This window comes from Streptomyces sp. CC224B (assembly GCF_030010595.1).
GTDB classification, from domain to species: domain Bacteria; phylum Actinomycetota; class Actinomycetes; order Streptomycetales; family Streptomycetaceae; genus Streptomyces; species Streptomyces longispororuber.
The window spans coordinates 18,342-38,808 of sequence record NZ_JASCXL010000024.1; the positions used below are offsets into that span (position 1 = coordinate 18,342).

Below are 20,467 nucleotides of genomic sequence, written 5' to 3' on the forward strand. Positions count from 1 at the left end.
GAAAGCCACTCCGTCATGAGCCACCGGCCCGCCCGGCGCGCCCGCCGCGCCTCGGCCTCGCCTCTGTTCATCCCGCACGGCACCGACCGCGCCAGCCGCAAGGCGGCTCGCCGGCAGCTCGCCGAAGCCGCCGCCAAGGCCCGTGCCGAAGCCGCCCTGCACCCAGTCGGCGGCGAACCGGCCGAGCAGGAGCTGCCGCTGCCCCTCTTCCCGCCCGGCGGTCGTCCCGGCCCCGCCTCCGCCCGCGGCGGCAAGCTGAAATTGCCCGCGCACCGCATGACCACCGCGACCGTCGCGGGCGCTTACCCCTTCCTCGCCGAAGGCGGCCTCGGCGCCGAGGGCATCTACATCGGCCGCGACGTCCACGCCGAAGCCTCCTTCTGCTTCGACCCGTTCGCCCTGTACGGCAAAATCGAAGGCTTCACCAACCCGAACGTGCTGCTCGCGGGGGTGATCGGCCAGGGCAAGAGCGCCCTGGCGAAGTCCTTCGCCCTGCGGTCGGTGGCCTTCGGGTACCGCGTGTACGTGCCGTGTGACCCCAAGGGCGAATGGACCCCGGTAGCCTCAGCCCTCGGCGGCACCTCCATCACGCTCGGCCCCGGCCTGCCGGGCAAGCTCAACCCCCTGGATGCGGCCCCGCGCCCGCCGTCGGTCTCCGACACGGACTGGGCCAGCGAGATCCGCAAGAGGCGTCTGCTGCTGCTCGGCTCCCTGGCCCGCACCGTCCTCGGGCGGGACCTGCGGCCGATGGAGCATACCGGACTCGACGTCGCCCTGGACGCCGTGGTCACGCGCGCCACCGCCACCGGACGCACCCCGCTGCTCGGCGACATCGCCACCATGCTGAACAGCCCGGACGACCTCGACGCGGCCGGCGGCCTGATGTCCGGCCGCCTCGGCGACGCATCCCGCGACCTCGCCCACGCCATGCGCCGCCTCGTGCACGGCGATCTGGCCGGCATGTTCGACGCTCCCTCCACCGTGGCATTTGACCCCAACAGTCCGATGCTCACCATCGACCTGTCACGGCTGGGCGGCTCCGGCGACGACACCGCCCTCGTCCTCGCCATGACGTGCGCGTCGGCCTGGATGGAATCCGCGCTCTCCGACCCGAGCGGCGGCCGGCGCTGGATCGTCTACGACGAAGCCTGGCGCCTGATGCGCCACCCCGGCCTCCTCCAACGCATGCAGTCCCAGTGGAAACTCTCCCGCGGACTCGGCATCGCCAACCTCATGGTCATCCACCGGCTCTCCGACCTGCTCACCGCCGGCGACGCAGGCTCCCAGGGCCGAGCCCTCGCCGAGGGTCTGCTCGCCGACTGCTCCACCCGCATCATCTACCGGCAGGAAACCGACCAACTTCACGCCGCTGCGGTCCTCTTGGGCCTCACCTCCGTGGAAAGCGACGCCATCGCCCACCTCAACCGCGGGCGCGGCCTGTGGAAGGTCGCCGGACGATCTTTCATCGTCCAACACCTCCTCCATCCACAAGAATTGTCACTTTTCGACACAGATGCCCGAATGCATTAGAACCCTCCGGAGACTCATGAATTCCGATGCCCAGCGTGAACTGATACCTCGCAACGACACCCTCCAGATGATCGGCGCACTCAACGAACTGCAGGGCAGACTCGTCGCCGCCGCCGACAGGTACCAACTGCTGGACGACACCGGCCGTGTACCGGCCGCGCCGTCCTTCACCGAACTGTTCCAGCACGCCACCGACGCGCAGGCCCTTTCCCGCGACGTCATCCACATGACTGTCGACTTCGCACGGAGTACCCACAGCACGAGCCGCGTCGGCAGCAGGGTTCTCGCCCACCTCACAACGGCGGCCACCATGTCGAGTCACGCAGTACCGAACTTCGCCGAGACCGCAGAGAACGCCCTTTCCCTGCCCCGAGTCTCCAACCCGGTTGACCGGCAGTACCGGGACGATCGCATGGTCATCGACCACGCCACGGCGCGCGCCTACCTGCGGCGCGCGTCGGAATCACTCCGCGACGCGGCGAAGGAACTCGACGCCCACCTCGACTTCCATCGCTTGTTCCCGGCTCAGGACCGGCAGCAGAGCCCAGCGGCCCCGCCGCCCCTGCCGAGCGCACGCCACCGCTAGGGCGCGCCGAAGCGGCCGAGACAGGCCCGCCCGCCATCTCCCTCATCTCCCTGGACTCCAAGCCTTGATGGAAACCCCTTCCAGCACTCCGCCCTCTTCCTCCGTCGGTTCCCAGATAGTGATCGAGGCCCTCGGCACCTCACCTCAGCGCCTCGGCCGATTGCACGGGACCGACTTCACCGAGGACGTCGTCGCCTGGCTCATCGTCGTGGCCGCCCGCCATCTGGATAGCGTCCACGAACAACTCACCGCCGCCGCCCAGAACGCGGCCTCCAATCTGACGCGCGTCGCCACGGGGCAGACTTCGATCAGCTCGCTGGGCGTGCTGCAGAACAGCGCCACGCAAATCGACATCCTGGCCGCACGCCGCGCCGATGCCATCGAACGCCTCAAGGAAGTCATCCACGCCTACCAGCGGGTGACGGTGCTCGACGAGGCCACCGCACGACTGGCGCATCACGCCGGCCAGGCCCCGACCCGCCCGACCACGCTCAATACCCCTCCGGGCCGCGCACTACGCCACCGTTGACCCTGCCTCTCGCTTCTAAGGCGTCCATGCCCGCCCCACGCGCCGACCTCATCCCCTTCGCCGACGCGCTCACTACCCGCCCGCCCGGAGACCGGCACAGCACGTGCCGCCCACACGAGCAGTACAACGACCAGTTTCCCCTCGACGAGGAGGTCTGGGACAACGGCCACGTCTACTAAACCGTTGGTGAATTCGTCCTCGGCCACGATGCCCGGCTGTCCGGTCCCGACGATCAGCAGTCGTGCGTCATCGACCGTCCACTTCATCGCGACCAGTTCCCCGTGGCCCCCTCGCCCCAGGCGACGGCTTCAAGACCCACCGCTTGACCAGCGTGGACGAGCCCAACGACATCAAGGCCAGCAACGACCCGGTCCGGGCGCCGTCGCGGTCACCCGCCGCGCCCTGCCGCGCGGCCAGAGCGTCCTGGCCGCGTACGCCACAACACCCAGGTGCAGCCCGAGCCACCGCTACGGTCCCCCGCCGTGCAGATCACTGAGGCGGCGGTGGCTGCGCCTGGCCCGCCGCGTTCGTCGAGGTCCGCGCTGCTCGGGACAGGTGCTTCATGTCGTCCGGGTCGCTGCGCCGCAGCACGAACACCTTGGCCAGGGCCAGGAGGCTCGGTCCGCACAGGAGCGTCGCGAGCCACCACGCGTCGGCCGCCACGTACACACCGGCGCCGAGCATGGCCAAGGCAAGCACGGCCCCGACGATCACCTCGGTCATCTGCCGACGATGCGCCCGCTGCTCCCGGCGCTCCTCATACTGCTGCTCTGCCTCACGCTGCATCTTCAGGCGCTGCAACAGCACCCGGTGCTCTCGGACGAGTTCCGGCTCCATCGCCTCCAGTGCGGCTTTCAACTGATCCGTGCCCACATCCGCCCATTGCATAGCGACCTTTAGCCCGGCAGAAAGCAACGGGTCCTCGTCCGGCTTACGGTCAGCAGGCAGCCGACCTTCCCTGTTCACTGCTGCGCTCCCCCGCCCCCGCTGGATACTGGCATGTAGTCCCCGCTTGCGTTCTCCGGGGGAGGCCCGAGTCGCAGAAAGAGGCGGGCCAGTACTTTGTTGATCATTTTCGCTGCCGCGTCTGCTGCAAGCTGTGCCTCTTCGGCCGTAATCTCCTCTTTGCGTGTGAGATCTTCTTCGTCTTCTACGGCCGAGACGAGGCCGCGATAGGAGATGGCAAGGCTCGCCAGCCCGGCTGTGGGGTCAATATCTGATGCGGAGAGCTTGAGCCTGGGCAGGTAGGGCGTTATGAAGGAGTTCAACTGCTGCTCGAGTTGTTGCGTTTTATCTAGCACTTCTCGATAAGCCTGCAGCAAGTCCGTCGGAGTGCTCTGGCTCGTCTCGGCGGGCGGTAGCCGATTTTCCAGGACTAGCGCGATGAGGTGCGCGAGTTCAGGGCTTAGATCCAGGCCCACGCTGCCTTCGATCGAGACGCCCGGCGGCTCGACGGTGTCTGGGGAGGCGCTGTCCGCAGTGGGCAGGGCCTCGGGCGCTCGCCTGCTGAACGCGCGCCGGACGCGCGCCAGCGCTCCGCGACCCTTATGTCGATACGGCATCCGCCTACCCCTCGGCTGTGGCGCCCAGCGATGGACACCATCCTGACGTCACGGGACGGCGGGCGCCACGTGTTCCGCGGGACCGGGTGCCGGTGAGCGCCATGGGACGCGCGTTACTCACGCCCGCGCTTCCAGCAGCGCCGCACGCAGATAGGCCACGTCCACCAGGCGGCCCACCTCGTCGTAGATCAGCAGGTCCCACACCGCAGCGCCGGCGGGTCCGTGCAACCGATTTGCACCTCCGGCCAGCAGAGCAAGCGCGCGCCGGCTACCGGACCAGAGTGAGCCGACCCCCTCGGTTGGGCTCTTACCAAGCTGGGCGAGGCAGTCGCCCAAAGCGGCCATCTCCAGGAGATCAGCGTCAGCCCGCAGACCCCGGAGCGGGCCCAGGCCAACGGCACCGCCCGCGAGATGCTCGACGACCGGCTAAGCAGCACCAATGTGCACCTGAGCAACGCGGCCAGCAACCTGCACCGGGGCGCCGACCGGCTCATCGCGTCGGCACCCGGCGCTCGGCGAGCACCCACTCCTTGGTCCGCGACGCGAAACCGGCCGCCTGCTGCACTGCACGTACCACCCACCGCAGCGGGAATCCACCGCTGACCTGGTCAAACGTCGCACAGTGGCCCTCTTCCGGGCAACTGCACACCTGGCGTCTTCGCACGGGAAGGGGCGGCAACATAGCGGGCAATCCCCGGTTAGCGAAACCGGGGATTGGCCGGACTCTAGAGGCAGATCACCCGCCCCGGCCATCAGGAGCACCTCATCTGCCGCCCCCTCCCTCGCTTCCCTCTGGTCGTAGGCCCCGCCTGCGCGGCCCTGCCCCGCGTGTAGCGCACACCTTTCATCGCACCGCATCTGGAAGATCCCTTGCCGCCCAACCCTGACTTCGAGCTGTACGACAACGTCGGCCGCGACGCCGACCAGATCGCCGCCGCCTGCTACGGCATCGCCACCGGCCGCGACCTGCTGCGGTGGGCGAAGCGAGATGCCGAGCCCTTCCTGGCCGAACGCCCGCTGCCGGACACGCCCCTGCCGAGCTCGGACCTCGCCCCGTATCACGACGCACTCGCCGCCGCCGGGACACCGGCGCAGGCCAGCGCCGTCACCCAGCACCTCCTGGACGCTGCCGAACCCGTGCTCCAGGCGGTCAGCGACTACCTTCTGGCTGCGGCCCGATGGCGCGGCCAGAACCGTGGAGCGGAGCCGGACTCCCCGCCCAAGATGCTGATGGCGGCAGCCAGCCGCAGCCTCGACGCGCTGGCCCTCGCGCACCGAGCCGACCTGGCCATCCTGCGCGCCGCCTACGACCCCGCACCCGCACTGAGGACGCGGGCCGACGCCCCGGCCAGCACCGCGTCCGAGCTCCCTCCAGCTCCGCCGCGCTCCCCTCCCACCGGCCCGGCCCCCGGCCGGTAACCCGCGCTCCTCCGAGGCCACGTGTCCACACACTCTGTCATCGCCCGCCCCACCGGGACCGGATACACCGGCATATATGTCCACCTCGACGGCTACCCCAGTGCTCGCCTCCCCCTGCTGCTCGCCGCCTACCAGCACCGGTTCGCCCGCGACGTCGACGCCATGAGCGTCCATCTCATCGGCCAGGTGACCATCGCCTGGGACGAGCTGGGCACCGATCTCCTCGACGGCGCCCCGCGCCGCTGCTCAAGCAGCTGACCGGCGGGCAGAGATGGCCCAGCCGCGAGATGGACGCCGTCATCACCTCGGACGGCTCGTCGCCCGAGCGGGAGGTCATCACCGAGGCCAACTCCAGCCCTGTGTCCTGGCGTTACGTGCTGCATCCCGTCGGCATCGAGGTCATCAGTCTGTACGCGGCCAACCGCGGCCCGATCGTCGACTGGGACACCGACCCGCGCGCCCGGTTCAGCGACCACCCCCACCTGTGGCTCCCCGGACAGCCGGTGCCCGCCACACGACCGCCGCGCCCCACACCAGCCCCCATTGCCCCGGCTCCCGCCTCACCGGCCGCACGGCCCGCCCCGCCCCACCGCTGACCTCACACCTTTCGTCTCTGGAGAACGTCCTGTCCTCGCCCTCCCGTCCCGACATCACGGTCGTCATCGCCACCCGGCTGCGGCCCGAACGCCTGGGCTACCTCTCCGAACTGCACGCCAGCCTGACGCGGCAGACCGTGCCGTGGGAGGCCGTCCTCGTCCTTGACGGGGCCGACCGCGCGCTGCTGCCCGAACCGCTGGCCGCCGATGCCCGCATCCGCGTGGTCGAACTGCCCCGCCCGGTCGGTGCTGCCGCCGCCCGCAACCTGGGGCTGCGCATGGTTCGCACCCGCCTGGTGTGCTACATGGACGACGACGATCTGGTGCCGGACGACAGCCTTGCCATCCGGCACCAGCGGATCACCGAGACCGGGCTGGGCTGGGTGGCGGGCTGGAGCGCCGACCTGCACCCGGACGGCTCCACGACGATCTGGCGCTGTCCCACGCCTCCCGGCGTGCACCAGCCCGGGGACGTGACCGGGTACTGGGCGAGTCCCGAGGCCCAGATCCCGCTCGGCCAGACCATGCTCCTGGCCCAGACCGACCTCGTCCTCGCCGCGGGCGGACACGGCGGGCTCCCCTCCGGGGAGGACTTCTTGATGGTCAACGGCGTGACCAACCTCGCCGCGGGCGAGCTGCTGCCGCACGTCGTCTATTTCTACCGGCAGCATCCCGCCCAGATGACTGCGGGCGGCGCCGTGGCCTACCGGAGTCTTCGGGGGCCTTCGCGCGAGTTCGCTTTCCGGCATGGTCGTGCGCTGCGCGCCGCGCTGAGGCCCGCGCGAACTGTAGGATCCGCCACTTCGCTGACAATGAAGGCAATCCATTGACAATGGATTGACAAATCCGCAGGCCCGTTGTCAACGACTACCGACCGTAGCGGACATTGTCGGCGCTTTTCCGGTCTTCGTCAGTGTGCGGTGCTCGTCCTTCGTACCGTCCTGGGTATGGCAGCACGGAGCACGGGCAGCGCCCCGCGTAGGCGCAGAGTTCCAACGGTGTCGATCCGGTACGAGGACACGTCGGTACGTGAAGTGCCCGTACGTCTAGTGCGGTTGGCGGACTTCGTGGAGTCGAAGCCGTAGCGGGAGGTCCGCTCCGTACACGGGATGGCCCACTACTCGGGGAAGTACGCATCGGTGACGACGGGCGGGCACGTCGTCTATGAGAGCCGCCTCGAACTGGCGCGACTGCTGCTGGCGGACTTTGATCCCGAGGTGCAGGCCATCTTCGCTCAGCCGTTTCAGCTGGCGGCTCGGGCCGGTGACCGGGTGCGGCGCCATGTGCCGGACTTTCTGCTGGTCATGCAGTCGGGGACCGTACGGGTAGTCAACGTCAAACCAGCGGGCCGTCTGAAGGATCCGAAGATCGTGGAAGCCCTGGCATGGCCGGGTGAGCTGTTTCGGCAGCACGGCTGGGAGTACGAGGTCTGGTCGGGCGCGGATCGGGTGCTGCTGGAGAATGTGCGGTTTCTGGCTGCCTACCGGCGCCCCGGGGTGGTGCCCGAGGCTGAGGTGGAGCGGGCTTGGGAACAGGCGGTAGACGGTGAGGAACTGGGCCTGGCCGAGCGTCGGCTGGTGGGTATCCAGCCGCCCGAGGAGGCGAGGCCGGCGCTGATGGCGCTGTTGTGGTCTGGGCGGCTGCAGACGGATCTGTCACGCCCCTTGTCGGGTCAGTCGGTGCTGCGGAGGTGGGCATGACCGCGTGGACGACGCCTCTGCGGCCAGGGCTGCCGATCAGCTTCGACGGTGAACAGTTCACGGTCGCTGAGATCGAGGGCCGCCGGATTCTGCTCCGACCGGCGGTCACGGTCGCCGGGGTGCCGGAGTGCCGAAGTGGCGACAGGTCGATATCTCTGTGCTCTTGGCACATCCGACCACCGAGATCCTGGTCCCGGTGCCGCAGGAAGAGCCGGCGGCCGCTGCTGGCCTGGGTGGTCTCGATGATGACGGGGACAGCGAACTGACCCGGCGGTTCCGTCATGTGCAGGAGGTCCTGACGGGATACCAGCTCGGTGACGAGGTCCTGGCCCTGCCGGGCGAGCCGCGGCCCGACTACGCGCCCGGGAAGCCGTGGATGCACCGGTACGCGGCCAAGGCGATGGAACTGGGTGTGTCTGAGACCACAGTCCGGAACTGGGTACGGCAGGTGAAGCGCTCGGGTCCGGCAGGGCTGGTGCATGAGCGTCCGCGGAGGAGTGTGCTGGACCGGGCTGACTCTCGTTGGGTGGAGATGGCCCGCGTGGTGCTGAGGGGGCACGAGAGGTCGTCTAGGCCGGTGCGGAATCTGGTCCTGATCGAGATCGAGGAGCGTCTGAAGCGGGAGCACGGGGAGGGCGTGGTCCCGGTTCCGGCCCGTACGACCGGCTATGAGCTGCTGCGGGCGCTGTCCAAGGGCACGAATGCCTTCGAGGGCAGCACCAAGGGGAAACGGTCGATCGCAGACGCCCCGAAAGGGACCTACGGACGGCTGCGGGCGACACGGCCGGGCGAGTACGTGGTGCTGGACACCAACTGTCTGGACGTCTTCGCGATGGAACCGGTGACCTGCCGGTGGGTGCGGTGCGAACTCACCGTCGCGATGGACCTTTACAGCAGGGTGATCACCGGGCTGCGGCTCACCCCGGTATCGACCCAGTCGACGGACGTTGCTGGGGTGCTGTTCGAGACGGTCCGTCCGCGAGAGGTTCGGGAAGACGGGGGTGAACCGCTGCCGTATTGCGGAGTCCCCTCCACCGTCGTGGTGGACGCGGACAAGCTGGTCGACCGGGACGGGCAACCGCTGCTGCCCTCGGTCGCGGCCGAGACGATCGTTTTCGACCACGGCAAGGTGTATCTGTCGAACCACATTCAGAGCGTGTGCGCGAAGCTGGACATCTCCCTGCAGCCGGCCCGGCCGAAGACGCCGACCGACAAGCCGGTCGAGCGGTGGTTTCGTACCCTTAACCAGGGATTGCTTGCCGCGCTGCCCGGCTACAAGGGATCGGACGTGCACAGCCGTGGTGAGAAAGTCGAGGAGGAGGCGTTCTTCTTCATCGACGAACTCGAAGCGATCATCCGCGAGTGGATCACGCAGATCTACCACAGGCGCTTTCACCGCGGCCTCTGTGTCCCGGAAGTCCCGGGGCTGCAGCTCAGTCCGCTGGACATGTTCGAGCACGGCGTCACCCGGGCCGGCCCGCTGAGAATCCCGGCCCGCCCGAACCTGGCCCTGCAGTTCCTGGAGGAGGAACGCGTCCCGATCCACCACTACGGAGTCGAGATCGGAGGGCTGCGCTACAACGGGGACGCGCTGAACGAGTACCGCAGCCGGCCCAGTCCCTATCGCGGAGTGGATGCGGGCAAGTGGCCCATCGCGGTGGACCGCGGGGATATCACCAAGGTGTACTTCCAGGACCCCAAGCTGCGGACGTGGCACACGCTCGACTGGGAGCACGCGCCCGCTCTGGGAGGACCGGTGAGCAGGGAGGCCCTGGTCTACGCTCGTCGGCTCGCCAGGAAGAAGCACCGGTTCCCGGATACCAAACGCGCGCTGGTCGAACTCCTTGAGCGGTGGGGTGCTGGGCTGGCTGAGGACCGCACCGAGCGGCGGATGGCCGTGCGCCTGTCCCAAGAACGACTGCGCCTGGTGGGCGAGGACGACGCACCGCACGATGCGAAGAATGAAATCACCACCTTGCCCTCGGTCCGGCGCATCGCCGCCATGAGTGGGCCGGAAGCCGGGCCCGGGGAGACCTCCGCTGGCTCTGGTCTTCGGTCCGCCAAAGCACAGAGCGAGGATCTGGGCGGAGATGACGACGAAGACGAGAAGTGCGAAGCCCTCTTCCCCGGTGACGAAGGCATTGCCGCTCCCGTCAGCGAGGACGATTACTACGCTGACGTCTGGAACAGCCGGTGAGCGCGGCCGGAGGCTCCGGGCCGTTCGAGGGGGATGACCGCCAGTACAGTCCGACCCGGCTGGCCGGATGGCTGCAGGAGGTCTACGGCCCCGACCGGAACCGGCCCGAGCAGCTGAGCCGGGCCCAGCTCGCCGGCCTGTCGCTGCGGGCGCTCTCGGTCCACAACGACAGGCGGGAGGTCTGGCACGCCAACATCGGCCCCATCGACACCCCCCAACTTCTCGCCTTGCATGCGGATTTGCGTGAGATCGTCGAGTCGAACCGGCAGGACGGCAACAAGACCAAACCGGCCGCTCTGGTGGACGCCCACCCAGGGCTCGGCAAGAGCACGGCGGTGCGTGCTTATGGCTGTGACCTGTTCCGTCGGCAGGTCAGCCTGCGCGGGGACACCACGGCGGCCGGTGCCCGGGGGGTGCCGGTCATCTACATCGCGCTGAGCGGCAACACTCAGATCCGCGGTCTGAACGCGGCGATCTGCCGGTTCTACGGGCTGCCTGTCAAGGGGGACGCGGACACGCTGGCCGAGCGGGCCGTGGACGCGGTCTTGTCGATGAAGACCGTCGCGATGATCATTGACGACATTCACTTCCTGGCGGGTTCGAAGTCCAACTCGGTCCGCATGGCCAACCAGCTCAAGTACCTCTCCAACGTCTTCCCCGTGACCTTGATCTACGTCGGTGTCGGGGTCCAGGAGCGCGGTATCCTCCATGAGGGCCTTCGCCGAGGGAGAGCCCGCTCGCGCAGTTCGGGCGCCGCACCACGGCGCTGACGCTGGCGCCCTTCCAGGTCGATGACGACGAGGGCCGCCTGCAGTGGCGTCAGCTGCGCAAGCCGATCGAGCAGAAACTCGTCCTGGCCGACAAGCACCCCGGCATGCTCGCCGAGGACCTTTCGGACTACCTCTTCGCGCGCTCCACCGGGCACTTCGCCTCGCTGATGTCGCTGATCAACCGCGGCTGCCTGCGCGCGATCCGCAGCGGCCACGAGCGCCTGGACGAGGAGCTGATGAACCAGGTGAAGAACGACGCCGCAGCCGAAGAGGCCCGGAAGGAACTGGAAGCCGAGATCAAGGCCGGCCTCAAGACCACGCGGCCCAACCAGGGTCGACGGCAGCGGAGGAAGTCGGCATGACGGGCTGGAGTGACGAGCGCATCCCCATCGCCGTGGCACCGGCCCCGGGGGAGGCCCTGGACAGCTGGCTGGAGCGGTACGCACAACGGCTTCGGATCAACACCTTGGACTTCGTCGACTACCTCGGCCTGCCGCACTCCTCCGCGCGCACGATGGTCCGCCGCCTGACCGACGGCGAACGCGACGTGCTCCAGCGCCGCACCGGGATCGAGGCCGAGCAACTGACCGCAATGACCTTGGAGCCCTACGACGGCTCCCTGGTACGCATCGACCCCGTCACATGGCGCCTGCGGTGCCCGCCCACCTGGCGGCACTACGGCAACACCTCCCGGTACTGCCCGGCCTGCCTGAAGGAGCAGCAGGCGCGGTGGCAGGTGCGCTGGCGCCTCGCCTGGGCTTTCGCGTGCACCCGGCACCATCTGCTGCTCCTCGACCTGTGTCCCCAGTGCCAGAACGCACCGCCCGTGGCCACCCGCGGCCGGCACCGCATCGTGCCGCGGCCCGAAACCTGCCGATCCTGGATCATCCAGCGGGGCCAGGACGTCCGCTGCGACTTCCCCCTCGCCCACGCACCGGCAGTCCGCCTGCCCCCAGACGGGGCAGTTCTTGAAGCCCAGCATGTGGTGGGCACCTCCGTGCTCGCCGACCACCACGGCGCCGCCTCACGCCAGCGTGGCGGCGAGCTGTCGTTCCTGGGCCGCCGGGCCCTGCGCGGCATCCACGCGCAGCTCGAGCTGGCGCCACCCGTGGTCGGTCGGGTCCTCGAAGAATGTGGCGGGACCACACCCAGGGTCGCCGCCACCAGGGAAGTGCATGACCCGCACAACATCGCCGTCGGCACAGCCCTGGCCGTCATCGCCACAGACCTTGACCACCCCTCTTGTGACGAGCTGTTCGCCTGGCTGCACCGCGACAACGGGCAGCCCATCGGCATGCCCCGCGATCACCCCACCTCGGATCTGGGGAACTGGAGGCCGGCCGGACCACGCGTGATCTCGCGGATCCTCAAAGCCTCGGACGCACAGCTCACCCTCAAGGCCCGGTTGCGCTACCGGACGGCGACCCCCGATGCCGCGTCTCCCGCGCTCACCGAGGAACAGGTGAGCCAGCGGGCGGCGAAACTGCCCGGGATGCTGTGGGCGTCCTGGATGCTGCGGCTGCTGCCGGCCAAGGCCGCGCACCAGCCGCGGATCGGCGGCATGCGCCGCGCCTGCGTGAACCTGATGCTGATCCCCGCAGGCCCGATCGGGCACCGGGAAGCCACCCGGCTCATGGACAACAGCCATTTCCGCAGTCAGCAGGAGCGCTACTGGCCTTCGTGGACGAGGACCACATCGCCAGCACGCTGACGCACTTTGCGCACGTCGTCGACATGCACACCGTTCCGATCAACTACGCGCGCCGCCGGGCCATGTTCGCTGACGAGAGCGTCGAGCTGTGCCTCGACGAGAGGCGGCACTGGGAGATCTGCCGCAGCTTCGGCAGCCGCCAGTTCACACCAGTACATCGGGAGCGGGCCCGCTAGCAGGTGCGCCGCTTGCTGCTGGGGGCCGAGCCCCACCGGGGCAACCACCCGCCCGCATGGGCTCACCGCTTCACCTACCGGCTGCATCCCGACCTCCGTGCCTTCCTCACCGATCAGGCTGCTGCGATCCTCGCCGCTCACAAGATCAAGGAGCCGGTGTGGTGGGAGCCGCCCGACGACTGGCTCAACGGCATCGCGCTGCCCGTCGCCCCGCTGGACATCACCACGGAGTGCCTGGCCGCGCTCCTCGCCACGGGGCCGCCCGCCGGCGACGTGGCCAAGGAACTCGGCCTGACGATGCACCAACTGCGGTTGCTGCTGGAGAGCCGAGGAGTCAGCGCCCCGAAACCGCCCGGACCCCGAGGGCCGGGGCACCTTACTCCCCGGAAAGGCGACCTTGCGCCCGATCGCCTGCGCCACCTCTACATGGAACGGGGGATGCAGCAGAAGGACATCGCCGAACTCGCCGGATGCAGCCCCGCTATCGTGCGCTACTCCTTGAGAGAGGCCGAAATCCCGCTCCGGCCGCGCCGCGCAGCCGGTGAACTCGCCCGGTCCGTCGACCCCGCCTGGCTCGCGACCGAGTACTACGTCAAGGGACGCACGGCCGCGGACATCGGACGGGAACTCAACACCGGTGGTAACAGCATCACCAACCTCCTCGACGCATGGGAAATCCCCCGGCACCCCACCAGCGGCCACACCCCTCCGCCACGCATCCACACGAATCCATTCGACAGCTTGCCGGTGAAGCTCTCGCCGGCCATGCGCCGCATCAGCATCCGCCAGAACAGTCTGACCGCCCTGCGAAGCGCGGTGCTGGTGCCGGGATACCCCACGCGCCGCTCGGCAGCCCTCACCCTCGGCATCCCCCGCACAACGTTCAACGCGCGCCTTCGCCTGGTGGAGGACGGCGCCCGGTTCGCCGTGTTCAACCACCGCAAGCGGCCGGTCACACTGATGCCGCGCGGCCAACGCCTCATCAGGGAGGCGAAGCGCCTGATCGCCCTCTTGGACGAGTCACGTGCGGCGCACCAGGAGGGGTGAACTGCCGGTCAGCCGCGACGCCGCGCCCCTTGCAGGCCCAGCGGACATGCGGGTGACCGGGGATCAGACCGCGAAGGCTGCCGTGTGCTCGCTGGCATCAAGGCTACTGCGAGCGGCGAGGTACCGCTCGGCGTCCAGTGCCGCGGCGGCGCCGGTGCCGGCGGCGGTGACGGCCTGGCGGTAGGTGTGGTCGACGACGTCGCCGGCGGCGAAGACGCCGGGCAGGCTGGTGCGTGTCGTCGGGGCGGCGACGGTGATGTAGCCCTCGGCGTCGAGGTCGAGCTGACTGATGAACAGTTCGGTCCGCGGATCGTGCCCGATCGCGATGAACAGCCCGGTCACGTCTAGGTCGCGGGTGGCGCCGGTGAGGACGTCGCGCAGGACGACACCGCCGAGCATGCCGTTCCTCTCCTTGATCTCGGCAATCTCGCTGTCGAAGGCAAAGGAGATCTTGTCGTTGGCGAAGGCCCGCTCCTGCATGACCTTGGAGGCACGCAGGGTAGAGCGGCGGTGGACGACGGTGACCGACTTGGCGAAGCGGGTGAGGAAGGTGGCTTCCTCCATGGCGGTGTCGCCGCCGCCGACCACGACGATGTCGCGGTCCTTGAAGAAGAACCCGTCGCAGGTGGCACACCACGAGACGCCGCGGCCAGACAGCTCCTCCTCGTTCGGCAGGCCGAGCTTGCGGTAGCCGGAGCCGGTGGCGATGATCACCGTCTTCGCGCGGTGGACGGTACCGGTGGAGTCGGTGAGGAGCTTGATGCCACCGGCCAGGTCGACGGCCACGATGTCGTCGTCGATCATCTCGGCGCCGAACTTCTCGGCCTGGGCTCGCATGTTCTCCATGAGCGCTGGGCCGTCGATGCCGTCGGGGAAGCCGGGGAAGTTCTCGACCTCGGTTGTGGTGGTCAGGGAGCCGCCGACGAAGATGGAGCTGCCGAACAGCAGGGGCTGCAGTTGGGCGCGGGCGGTGTACAGGGCGGCGGTGTATCCGGCGGGGCCGGAGCCGATGATGACGACGTCGCGTATCTCGCTCATGCTGTCTTCTCCGGGGCGATCTCGGCGATCAGGCCCTCGACGAGGGTCTTGATCTCGTCGCGGATCGGGCGGACGGCCTCCACACCCTGTCCGGCCGGGTCCTCCAGCTTCCAGTCCAGGTAGCGCTTGCCGGGGAAGATTGGGCAGGTGTCGCCGCAGCCCATGGTGATGCAGACGTCCGACTCCTTCACCGCGTCGACGGTAAGGATCTTCGGCGTCTCCTTGGAGATGTCGATGCCGACCTCGGCCATGGCCTCAACGGCCGCCGGGTTGACGGCGCTGCCCGGGTTGGAGCCGGCGGAGCGGACCTCGACGCGGTCTCCGGCCAGGTGGGTCAGCCACGCGGCGGCCATCTGGGAGCGGCCGGCGTTGTGGACGCAGACGAACAGGACGGACGGCTTGTCGGCCATGGTGATCGTTCTCTCTCGTCGCAGGGCGGAATCCAGCCGCCAATGACTTCAGCCCCCGCTGGTATCAGCGGGCGATGATGTGAGAGTATCAGTGCATGCTGACTTCAGTCGATCCTGACGTGATCCGGGTGCTGGGCGATCCGCTCCGCCTGAAGATCGTGACCCTGCTGGCACGCGAGACGCTGTGTACGACGCACCTGGTCGAGGAGACCGGAGCCAAGCAGACCAACCTGTCCAACCACCTGAAGGTGCTGCGCGAGGCCGGGCTGGTGGAGACCGAGCCGTGCGGCCGCTTCACCTACTACAAGCTCAAGCCCGAGGTTCTGGCCGGGATCTCCGAGCAGTTCGCCCAGCTCGCCGCCTCCGCCCGCAGCGCCGCCGAGAACAAGAGGGCCTGCCCGTGACCTCCACCGAGCCCACCACCGCGCCCGGCCCGTCCGGGGGCGACTCGATCGTCAAGAAGCTCTCCACCCTCGACCGCTATCTCGCCGTGTGGATCCTGATCGCCATGGCCGTCGGCCTCGGTCTGGGGCGCGCGATCCCCGGACTGAATGACGCGCTGGCGAAGGTGGAGATCGGCGGGATCTCCCTGCCGATCGCGCTCGGCCTGCTGATCATGATGTATCCGGTGCTGGCGAAGGTCCGCTACGACAAGCTGGACGCCGTCACCGGCGACCGCAAGCTGATGATCTCCTCCCTGGTCATCAACTGGGTCCTCGGGCCTGCGGTGATGTTCGCGCTGGCGTGGATCTTCCTGCCGGACCTGCCCGAGTACCGCACCGGATTGATCATCGTCGGTCTCGCCCGCTGTATCGCCATGGTCATCATCTGGAACGACCTCGCCTGCGGCGACCGCGAGGCCGCCGCCGTCCTGGTGGCCCTGAACTCGGTGTTCCAGGTGATCGCGTTCGGCCTGCTGGGCTGGCTCTACCTCGACCTGCTGCCCGGCTGGCTGGGCCTGGGCGACGGCGAGCACCTGGACATCTCCATGTGGGAGATCGCTCTGAACGTGGTCATCTTCCTCGGCGTCCCGCTGCTGGCCGGCTTCCTGACCCGCCGCATCGGGGAGAAGAAGATGGGCCGCGAGGGCTACGAGTCCAACTTCCTTCCGAAGATCGGCCCGTGGGCGCTGTACGGGCTGCTGTTCACGATCGTCATCCTCTTCGCCCTCCAGGGGAAGACGATCACCTCGCAGCCGCTGGATGTCGCCCGGATCGCGCTGCCGCTGCTGGTCTACTTCGCGGTCATGTTCTTCGGCACCTTCCTCCTCGGCAAGGGCCTGGGGCTCGCCTATGACCGCACCACGACCCTGGCCTTCACCGCGGCGGGCAACAACTTCGAGCTGGCCATCGCGGTCGCCATCGCCACCTTCGGCGTCACCTCCGGCCAGGCACTCTCGGGCGTCGTCGGCCCGCTCATCGAGGTCCCGGTCCTGATCGGCCTGGTCTACGTCGCGCTCGCCTGGCGCCGGAAGTTCGCCGCCGACGCGGTGACGACGGCCCCGTGACCCAGCACACGGATGTGGTGGTGGTCGGCGGCGGCCAAGCCGGGCTCGCCGCCGGCTACCACCTGCGCCGCCAGGGACTCGACTTCGTGATCCTGGACGCTGATCCGGCGCCGGGCGGGTCCTGGCAGCACATGTGGGACTCCCTGCACCTGTTCTCCCCGGCCCAGCACTCCTCCCTGCCCGGACGGCTCATGCCCGCCCAGCCCGGTGAGACCTATCCGGACGCCGGGCACGTGGTCGACTACCTCACCGACTACGAAAAGGGCTACGACCTGCCCGTCCAGCACGGCACCCGCGTGGACGCCGTACGCCGCGACGGCGAGGGGCTTCTGGTCGAGACGGATACCGGCATCTGGCGGGCCCGCGCGGTCATCAGCGCGACCGGCACCTGGTCACGCCCCTTCCTCCCCGATGCCCCCGGCCGCGTGGTGTTCACCGGTCGGCAACTTCACACGGTGAACTACCGCTGTCCGGCTGACTTCGTCGGCCAGCACGTCATCGTGGTCGGCGGCGGGAACTCCGGCGCCCAGATCGCCGCCGGCCTCGCTCTGGACGGCCGCGTCGAGGTGACGTGGGTGACCCAGCGCCCACCGCAGTTCCTGGCCGACGACATCGATGGCCACGCCCTGTTCGACGTCGCCACCGCCCGCCGCCGCGCCCTCGAACAAGGCCGCAGCGACACCGGTGGCATCGCCTCGCTCGGCGACATCGTCGCGGTGCCGCCGGTCCGCGCCGCCCGGGACGCCGCTCTCCTGACCGCGAAGCCAATGTTCTCCCAGCTCACCCCCGGCGGGGTCCGGTGGGCGGACGGCAGCGAAGCCGGCGTAGACACGGTCATCTGGTGCACCGGATTCCGGCCTGCCCTGTCCCACCTCGCCCCGCTGAACCTGCGCGGCACACATGGCCGCATCCCCACTGACGGCACCCGGGCTCTGGGCGAACCGCGGCTGCACCTGCTCGGCTACGGCGACTGGACCGGTCCGGCCTCCGCCACCCTCATCGGCGTCGGCCGCCGGGCCCGCGACGCGGCCCGCGCCCTCACGGCCCTACTGCGCTGACCTCCCGTCGCCCCTCAAGGAGACCCGGCCGCTGCCCCGGGGCCAGGAGATGGAGGGCGGCCACCTCCCGTATCGTCTGCCGATATCGATCTCCGTCATGGATGTCTGTGTCGCCGAGGAGTGAGCGATGAGCAAGCAACCGACCGCCGCCGGAATGCCGGACGAACTGCACCGCCGGCTCGGGGTGTCCGACGCCGTGCTGATCGGCCTCGGATCGATGATCGGCGCCGGGATTTTCGCCGCGCTCGCCCCCGCCGCGCAGGCTGCTGGGTCGGGGCTGCTGATCGGCCTGGCGCTGGCCGCCGTGGTGGCGTACTGCAACGCCACCTCCTCTGCCCGGCTCGCCGCCCGCTACCCGGCCTCGGGCGGCACCTACGTCTACGGCCGTGAACGTCTCGGCGACTTCTGGGGCTACCTGGCGGGCTGGAGCTTCGTGGTCGGCAAGACCGCCTCCTGCGCGGCGATGGCGCTGACGGTCGGCGCATACGTGTGGCCCGGCCAGGCCCACGCGGTCGCGGTTGCGGCCGTGGTGGCCTTGACCGCTGTGAACTACACGGGCGTGCAGAAGTCCGCGCTTGTGACTCGCGCGATCGTGAGCGTGGTCCTGGCCGTGCTCGCCGCCGTGGTGGTCGCCGCCCTCACCTCCTCCGCCTCACAGGCGGCCCGCCTCGATGTCAGGGACGACGCCACCATCGGCGGGGTGTTGCAGGCTGCGGGCCTGCTCTTCTTCGCCTTCGCCGGATACGCCCGCATCGCCACCCTGGGCGAGGAGGTCCGCGACCCGCAGCGCACCATCCCCCGGGCCGTCCCCCTCGCGCTGGGTATCACCTTGGTCGTCTATACCTTCGTCGCCCTCGCCGTCCTGACGGTCCTCGGCCCGGACGACCTGGCCAAGACGGCGGCGCCGCTGTCGGACGCGGCCCGGGCCGCCGGTGCCGACTGGCTCGTCCCGGTCGTCCGCGTGGGTGCGGCGGTGGCCGCGCTCGGCTCGCTGCTCGCGCTGATCCTCGGCGTCTCCCGCACCACGCTCGCCATGGCCCGCGACCGGCACCTGCCGCACGCGCTGGCCGCGGTGCACCCGAAGTTCAAGGTGCCCCACCACGCCGAGCTCGCCGTCGGCGCCGTCGTGGCCGTGGCCGCCGCGACCGGAGACCTGCGCGGGGCGATCGGCTTCTCCTCCTTCGGTGTCCTCGCCTACTACGCCGTCGCCAACGTCTCCGCCTGGACCCTCACGCCCGAGGAGGGCCGCCCCGCCCGCGTGATTCCTCTCGTCGGCCTGGCCGGCTGCATCGTGCTGGCCTTCGCCCTGCCCCTGTCGTCGGTCATGTCCGGCGCCGCGGTCCTGACCGCCGGTGCCGCCTGGTACGGCGTCCGCCGCCTGGCAGCAGCGCGCGGCTGACCACCCCCGCGGTCCACCTGATCATGTGACCGGCGGTACTCAGGGCCGAATCGGGGCGCCGTTCGATCACGTCGCCCCGCTCCGCCCCAGGGACTTCGTCGCGATGCCCTGCCGCCTTCCAGGATCTGGTCCGAGTCGATCATCAGCGTCCTCGCCGGCAGCACCACTGTGGCTGGCGTCCCCGGCTCAGGCGGGCGACGCGTCCGCGCCGAAGAGGCGCGAAACCGCCGGTGCCCCTCTATCTCGCGGGACGATATCGACAGCCGATGCGTCTTCGATGGCAGAGGGGCACTCCCATGACGCAGCTCAGCACCTTGCAGACGAAGCTCACCTTCACCAGGGCACCCGCCGCGACGGTTCTCATCCGCCTGTATGTCGGGGCCGTCTTCCTGTCCGAGGGCATCTTGAAGTTCCTGCGCCCCGACGCGCAGGGCACCGGCCGCTTCGAGAAGGCCGGCATTCCGGCCCCCGGCTTCTTCGCGCCGCTCGACGGCTTCTTCGAGATCGCCTGCGGCCTGCTGATCCTGGCCGGCCTCGCCACCCGCCTCGCCGTGATCCCGATGATCGTGAACATGCTCGGCGCGCTGCTGATCACCAAGCTGCCGATCCTGTGGGGCGACGCCACTTTGTTCATCGGCAAGTCCGGGTGGTGGGACTTCGCCCATGAATCACGCACCGACCTCGCCCAGCTGTGCGGCAGCCTCTTCCTGCTCCTCGTCGGCGCCGGCGCCTACTCACTCGACGCCCGCCTCACCCGCCGAGCCGCCAGCCCGGCCGCGGATGCCGAGGTCGCGAGCCGGTGACGCGCCGGTTCTATGGGGCGTCGTCGCCGAGGACTTCGCGGGCCAGCTCCGCCAGTGCCTTGCGGTCTTCGGCGAGGGCCTTCTTCCCGGCCTCGGTCGCCTTGTAGACGCGCCGGGTACGGCCGTCGACGACCCGCTGCTCGGAGGTCAGCAGTCCGTCCGCTTCCAGGCGGTGCAGCGTCGGATACAGCGTGCCAGGGCTGATCTGGTAGCCGTGCGAGGCGAGCTCCTCGGTCATCCACGCGCCGTGGATCTCCTCCTCGGCCGCGTGATGAAGGATGTGCAGCCGCACCGCACCCCGCTGGAACTCCCGCACCTCTACCCCACCTCGCCGCCCACCGGGCAGTGACGAAACCGATATCGGGTACCGAGTCTACGACGCGGCGCGCCGTTTCCGGCTCTGTGCGTGTGCCCGCTGTGGTCGGCGAG

At 69.3% G+C, this 20,467-nt stretch carries 23 protein-coding genes and 1 pseudogene; 19 read left to right on the forward strand and 5 right to left on the reverse strand.

Going from position 1 to position 20,467, the window contains the following annotated elements; genetic code table 11:
• Positions 1-15: 15 nt before the first annotated feature.
• The 4 genes from QK440_RS12135 (at position 16) to QK440_RS12150 (ending at position 2,824) form a co-directional block, all read left to right on the forward strand.
• Positions 16-1,530: an ATP-binding protein gene (locus QK440_RS12135; RefSeq protein ID WP_282793068.1), complete on the forward strand. Its 1,515-nt coding sequence runs from the start codon at positions 16-18 to the stop codon at positions 1,528-1,530.
• Between the two features lie 16 nt (positions 1,531-1,546).
• Positions 1,547-2,116, forward strand: a complete 570-nt coding sequence (locus QK440_RS12140) for a hypothetical protein (RefSeq protein WP_282793069.1) — start codon at positions 1,547-1,549, stop codon at positions 2,114-2,116.
• Positions 2,117-2,234: 118 nt separating this feature from the next.
• On the forward strand, positions 2,235-2,645 hold the full coding sequence (locus tag QK440_RS12145; protein ID WP_282793070.1) for a hypothetical protein: 411 nt from the start codon (positions 2,235-2,237) through the stop codon (positions 2,643-2,645).
• A 26-nt stretch (positions 2,646-2,671) separates the two neighbouring features.
• Entirely contained in the window at positions 2,672-2,824 is a 153-nt protein-coding gene (locus QK440_RS12150) for a hypothetical protein (RefSeq protein WP_282793071.1), read from the forward strand.
• A 310-nt stretch (positions 2,825-3,134) separates the two neighbouring features.
• Here QK440_RS12150 and QK440_RS12155 read toward each other — a convergent pair whose 3' ends face one another.
• Positions 3,135-3,611, reverse strand: a complete 477-nt coding sequence (locus QK440_RS12155) for a hypothetical protein (RefSeq protein WP_282793072.1) — start codon at positions 3,609-3,611, stop codon at positions 3,135-3,137.
• Positions 3,608-4,207, reverse strand: a complete 600-nt coding sequence (locus tag QK440_RS12160) for a hypothetical protein (protein WP_282793073.1) — start codon at positions 4,205-4,207, stop codon at positions 3,608-3,610. Before QK440_RS12160 ends, QK440_RS12155 begins: the two co-directional genes overlap by 4 nt.
• Positions 4,208-5,077: 870 nt before the next feature.
• Here QK440_RS12160 and QK440_RS12165 point away from each other — a divergent pair.
• From QK440_RS12165 to QK440_RS12210, 10 genes and pseudogenes are all read left to right on the forward strand, one after another.
• Positions 5,078-5,626 (forward strand): hypothetical protein, encoded by a 549-nt coding sequence (locus QK440_RS12165; protein WP_282793074.1) that lies wholly within the window; start codon positions 5,078-5,080, stop codon positions 5,624-5,626.
• A gap of 287 nt (positions 5,627-5,913) precedes the next feature.
• A complete protein-coding gene (locus tag QK440_RS41385; RefSeq protein WP_349239286.1) occupies positions 5,914-6,222 on the forward strand; it encodes a hypothetical protein in 309 nt (102 codons plus the stop codon).
• The gene (locus QK440_RS12175; RefSeq protein WP_349239287.1) at positions 6,111-7,052 is read left to right on the forward strand and encodes a glycosyltransferase; all 942 of its coding nucleotides are present in this window, start codon (positions 6,111-6,113) and stop codon (positions 7,050-7,052) included. The genes QK440_RS41385 and QK440_RS12175 overlap by 112 nt, the downstream gene beginning before the upstream one ends.
• Positions 7,053-7,319: 267 nt before the next feature.
• Positions 7,320-7,922, forward strand: a pseudogene (locus tag QK440_RS12180) (TnsA-like heteromeric transposase endonuclease subunit); the annotation flags it as partial.
• A gap of 163 nt (positions 7,923-8,085) precedes the next feature.
• On the forward strand, positions 8,086-10,119 hold the full coding sequence (locus QK440_RS12185; protein WP_282793075.1) for an integrase: 2,034 nt from the start codon (positions 8,086-8,088) through the stop codon (positions 10,117-10,119).
• The gene (locus tag QK440_RS12190) at positions 10,116-10,889 is read left to right on the forward strand and encodes an AAA family ATPase (protein ID WP_282793076.1); all 774 of its coding nucleotides are present in this window, start codon (positions 10,116-10,118) and stop codon (positions 10,887-10,889) included. Before QK440_RS12185 ends, QK440_RS12190 begins: the two co-directional genes overlap by 4 nt.
• A gap of 104 nt (positions 10,890-10,993) precedes the next feature.
• Entirely contained in the window at positions 10,994-11,251 is a 258-nt protein-coding gene (locus QK440_RS12195) for a hypothetical protein (protein ID WP_282793077.1), read from the forward strand.
• A complete protein-coding gene (locus QK440_RS12200) occupies positions 11,248-12,600 on the forward strand; it encodes a TniQ family protein (protein ID WP_282793078.1) in 1,353 nt (450 codons plus the stop codon). Before QK440_RS12195 ends, QK440_RS12200 begins: the two co-directional genes overlap by 4 nt.
• Positions 12,601-12,623: 23 nt before the next feature.
• The gene (locus QK440_RS12205; RefSeq protein ID WP_282793079.1) at positions 12,624-12,776 is read left to right on the forward strand and encodes a hypothetical protein; all 153 of its coding nucleotides are present in this window, start codon (positions 12,624-12,626) and stop codon (positions 12,774-12,776) included.
• A 12-nt stretch (positions 12,777-12,788) separates the two neighbouring features.
• The gene (locus QK440_RS12210) at positions 12,789-13,823 is read left to right on the forward strand and encodes a hypothetical protein (protein ID WP_282793080.1); all 1,035 of its coding nucleotides are present in this window, start codon (positions 12,789-12,791) and stop codon (positions 13,821-13,823) included.
• Positions 13,824-13,886: 63 nt separating this feature from the next.
• Here the strand turns inward: QK440_RS12210 and trxB are convergent, their stop codons facing one another.
• Positions 13,887-14,861 carry a thioredoxin-disulfide reductase gene (trxB, locus tag QK440_RS12215; protein ID WP_282793081.1) on the reverse strand — a complete coding sequence of 325 codons (975 nt, stop codon included), beginning with the start codon at positions 14,859-14,861 and terminating at the stop codon, positions 13,887-13,889.
• Positions 14,858-15,271, reverse strand: a complete 414-nt coding sequence (locus QK440_RS12220; RefSeq protein WP_282793082.1) for an arsenate reductase ArsC — start codon at positions 15,269-15,271, stop codon at positions 14,858-14,860. Before QK440_RS12220 ends, trxB begins: the two co-directional genes overlap by 4 nt.
• Positions 15,272-15,366: 95 nt before the next feature.
• Between QK440_RS12220 and QK440_RS12225 the strand changes: the two genes are divergently transcribed.
• The 5 genes from QK440_RS12225 (at position 15,367) to QK440_RS12245 (ending at position 20,038) form a co-directional block, all read left to right on the forward strand.
• On the forward strand, positions 15,367-15,675 hold the full coding sequence (locus tag QK440_RS12225; RefSeq protein WP_282793083.1) for a metalloregulator ArsR/SmtB family transcription factor: 309 nt from the start codon (positions 15,367-15,369) through the stop codon (positions 15,673-15,675).
• Complete coding sequence (arsB, locus tag QK440_RS12230; protein WP_282793084.1) at positions 15,672-16,778, forward strand: ACR3 family arsenite efflux transporter; 1,107 nt, start codon at positions 15,672-15,674, stop codon at positions 16,776-16,778. Before QK440_RS12225 ends, arsB begins: the two co-directional genes overlap by 4 nt.
• The gene (locus QK440_RS12235; protein ID WP_282793085.1) at positions 16,775-17,836 is read left to right on the forward strand and encodes an ArsO family NAD(P)H-dependent flavin-containing monooxygenase; all 1,062 of its coding nucleotides are present in this window, start codon (positions 16,775-16,777) and stop codon (positions 17,834-17,836) included. The genes arsB and QK440_RS12235 overlap by 4 nt, the downstream gene beginning before the upstream one ends.
• Positions 17,837-17,963: 127 nt before the next feature.
• Positions 17,964-19,235: an APC family permease gene (locus QK440_RS12240; RefSeq protein WP_282793086.1), complete on the forward strand. Its 1,272-nt coding sequence runs from the start codon at positions 17,964-17,966 to the stop codon at positions 19,233-19,235.
• 296 nt (positions 19,236-19,531) lie between these two features.
• Positions 19,532-20,038, forward strand: a complete 507-nt coding sequence (locus QK440_RS12245) for a DoxX family protein (RefSeq protein ID WP_282793087.1) — start codon at positions 19,532-19,534, stop codon at positions 20,036-20,038.
• Between the two features lie 10 nt (positions 20,039-20,048).
• On the opposite strand, the gene QK440_RS12250 is transcribed toward QK440_RS12245, so the two are convergent.
• Entirely contained in the window at positions 20,049-20,354 is a 306-nt protein-coding gene (locus tag QK440_RS12250) for a PadR family transcriptional regulator (protein ID WP_282793088.1), read from the reverse strand.
• Positions 20,355-20,467: the final 113 nt, after the last annotated feature.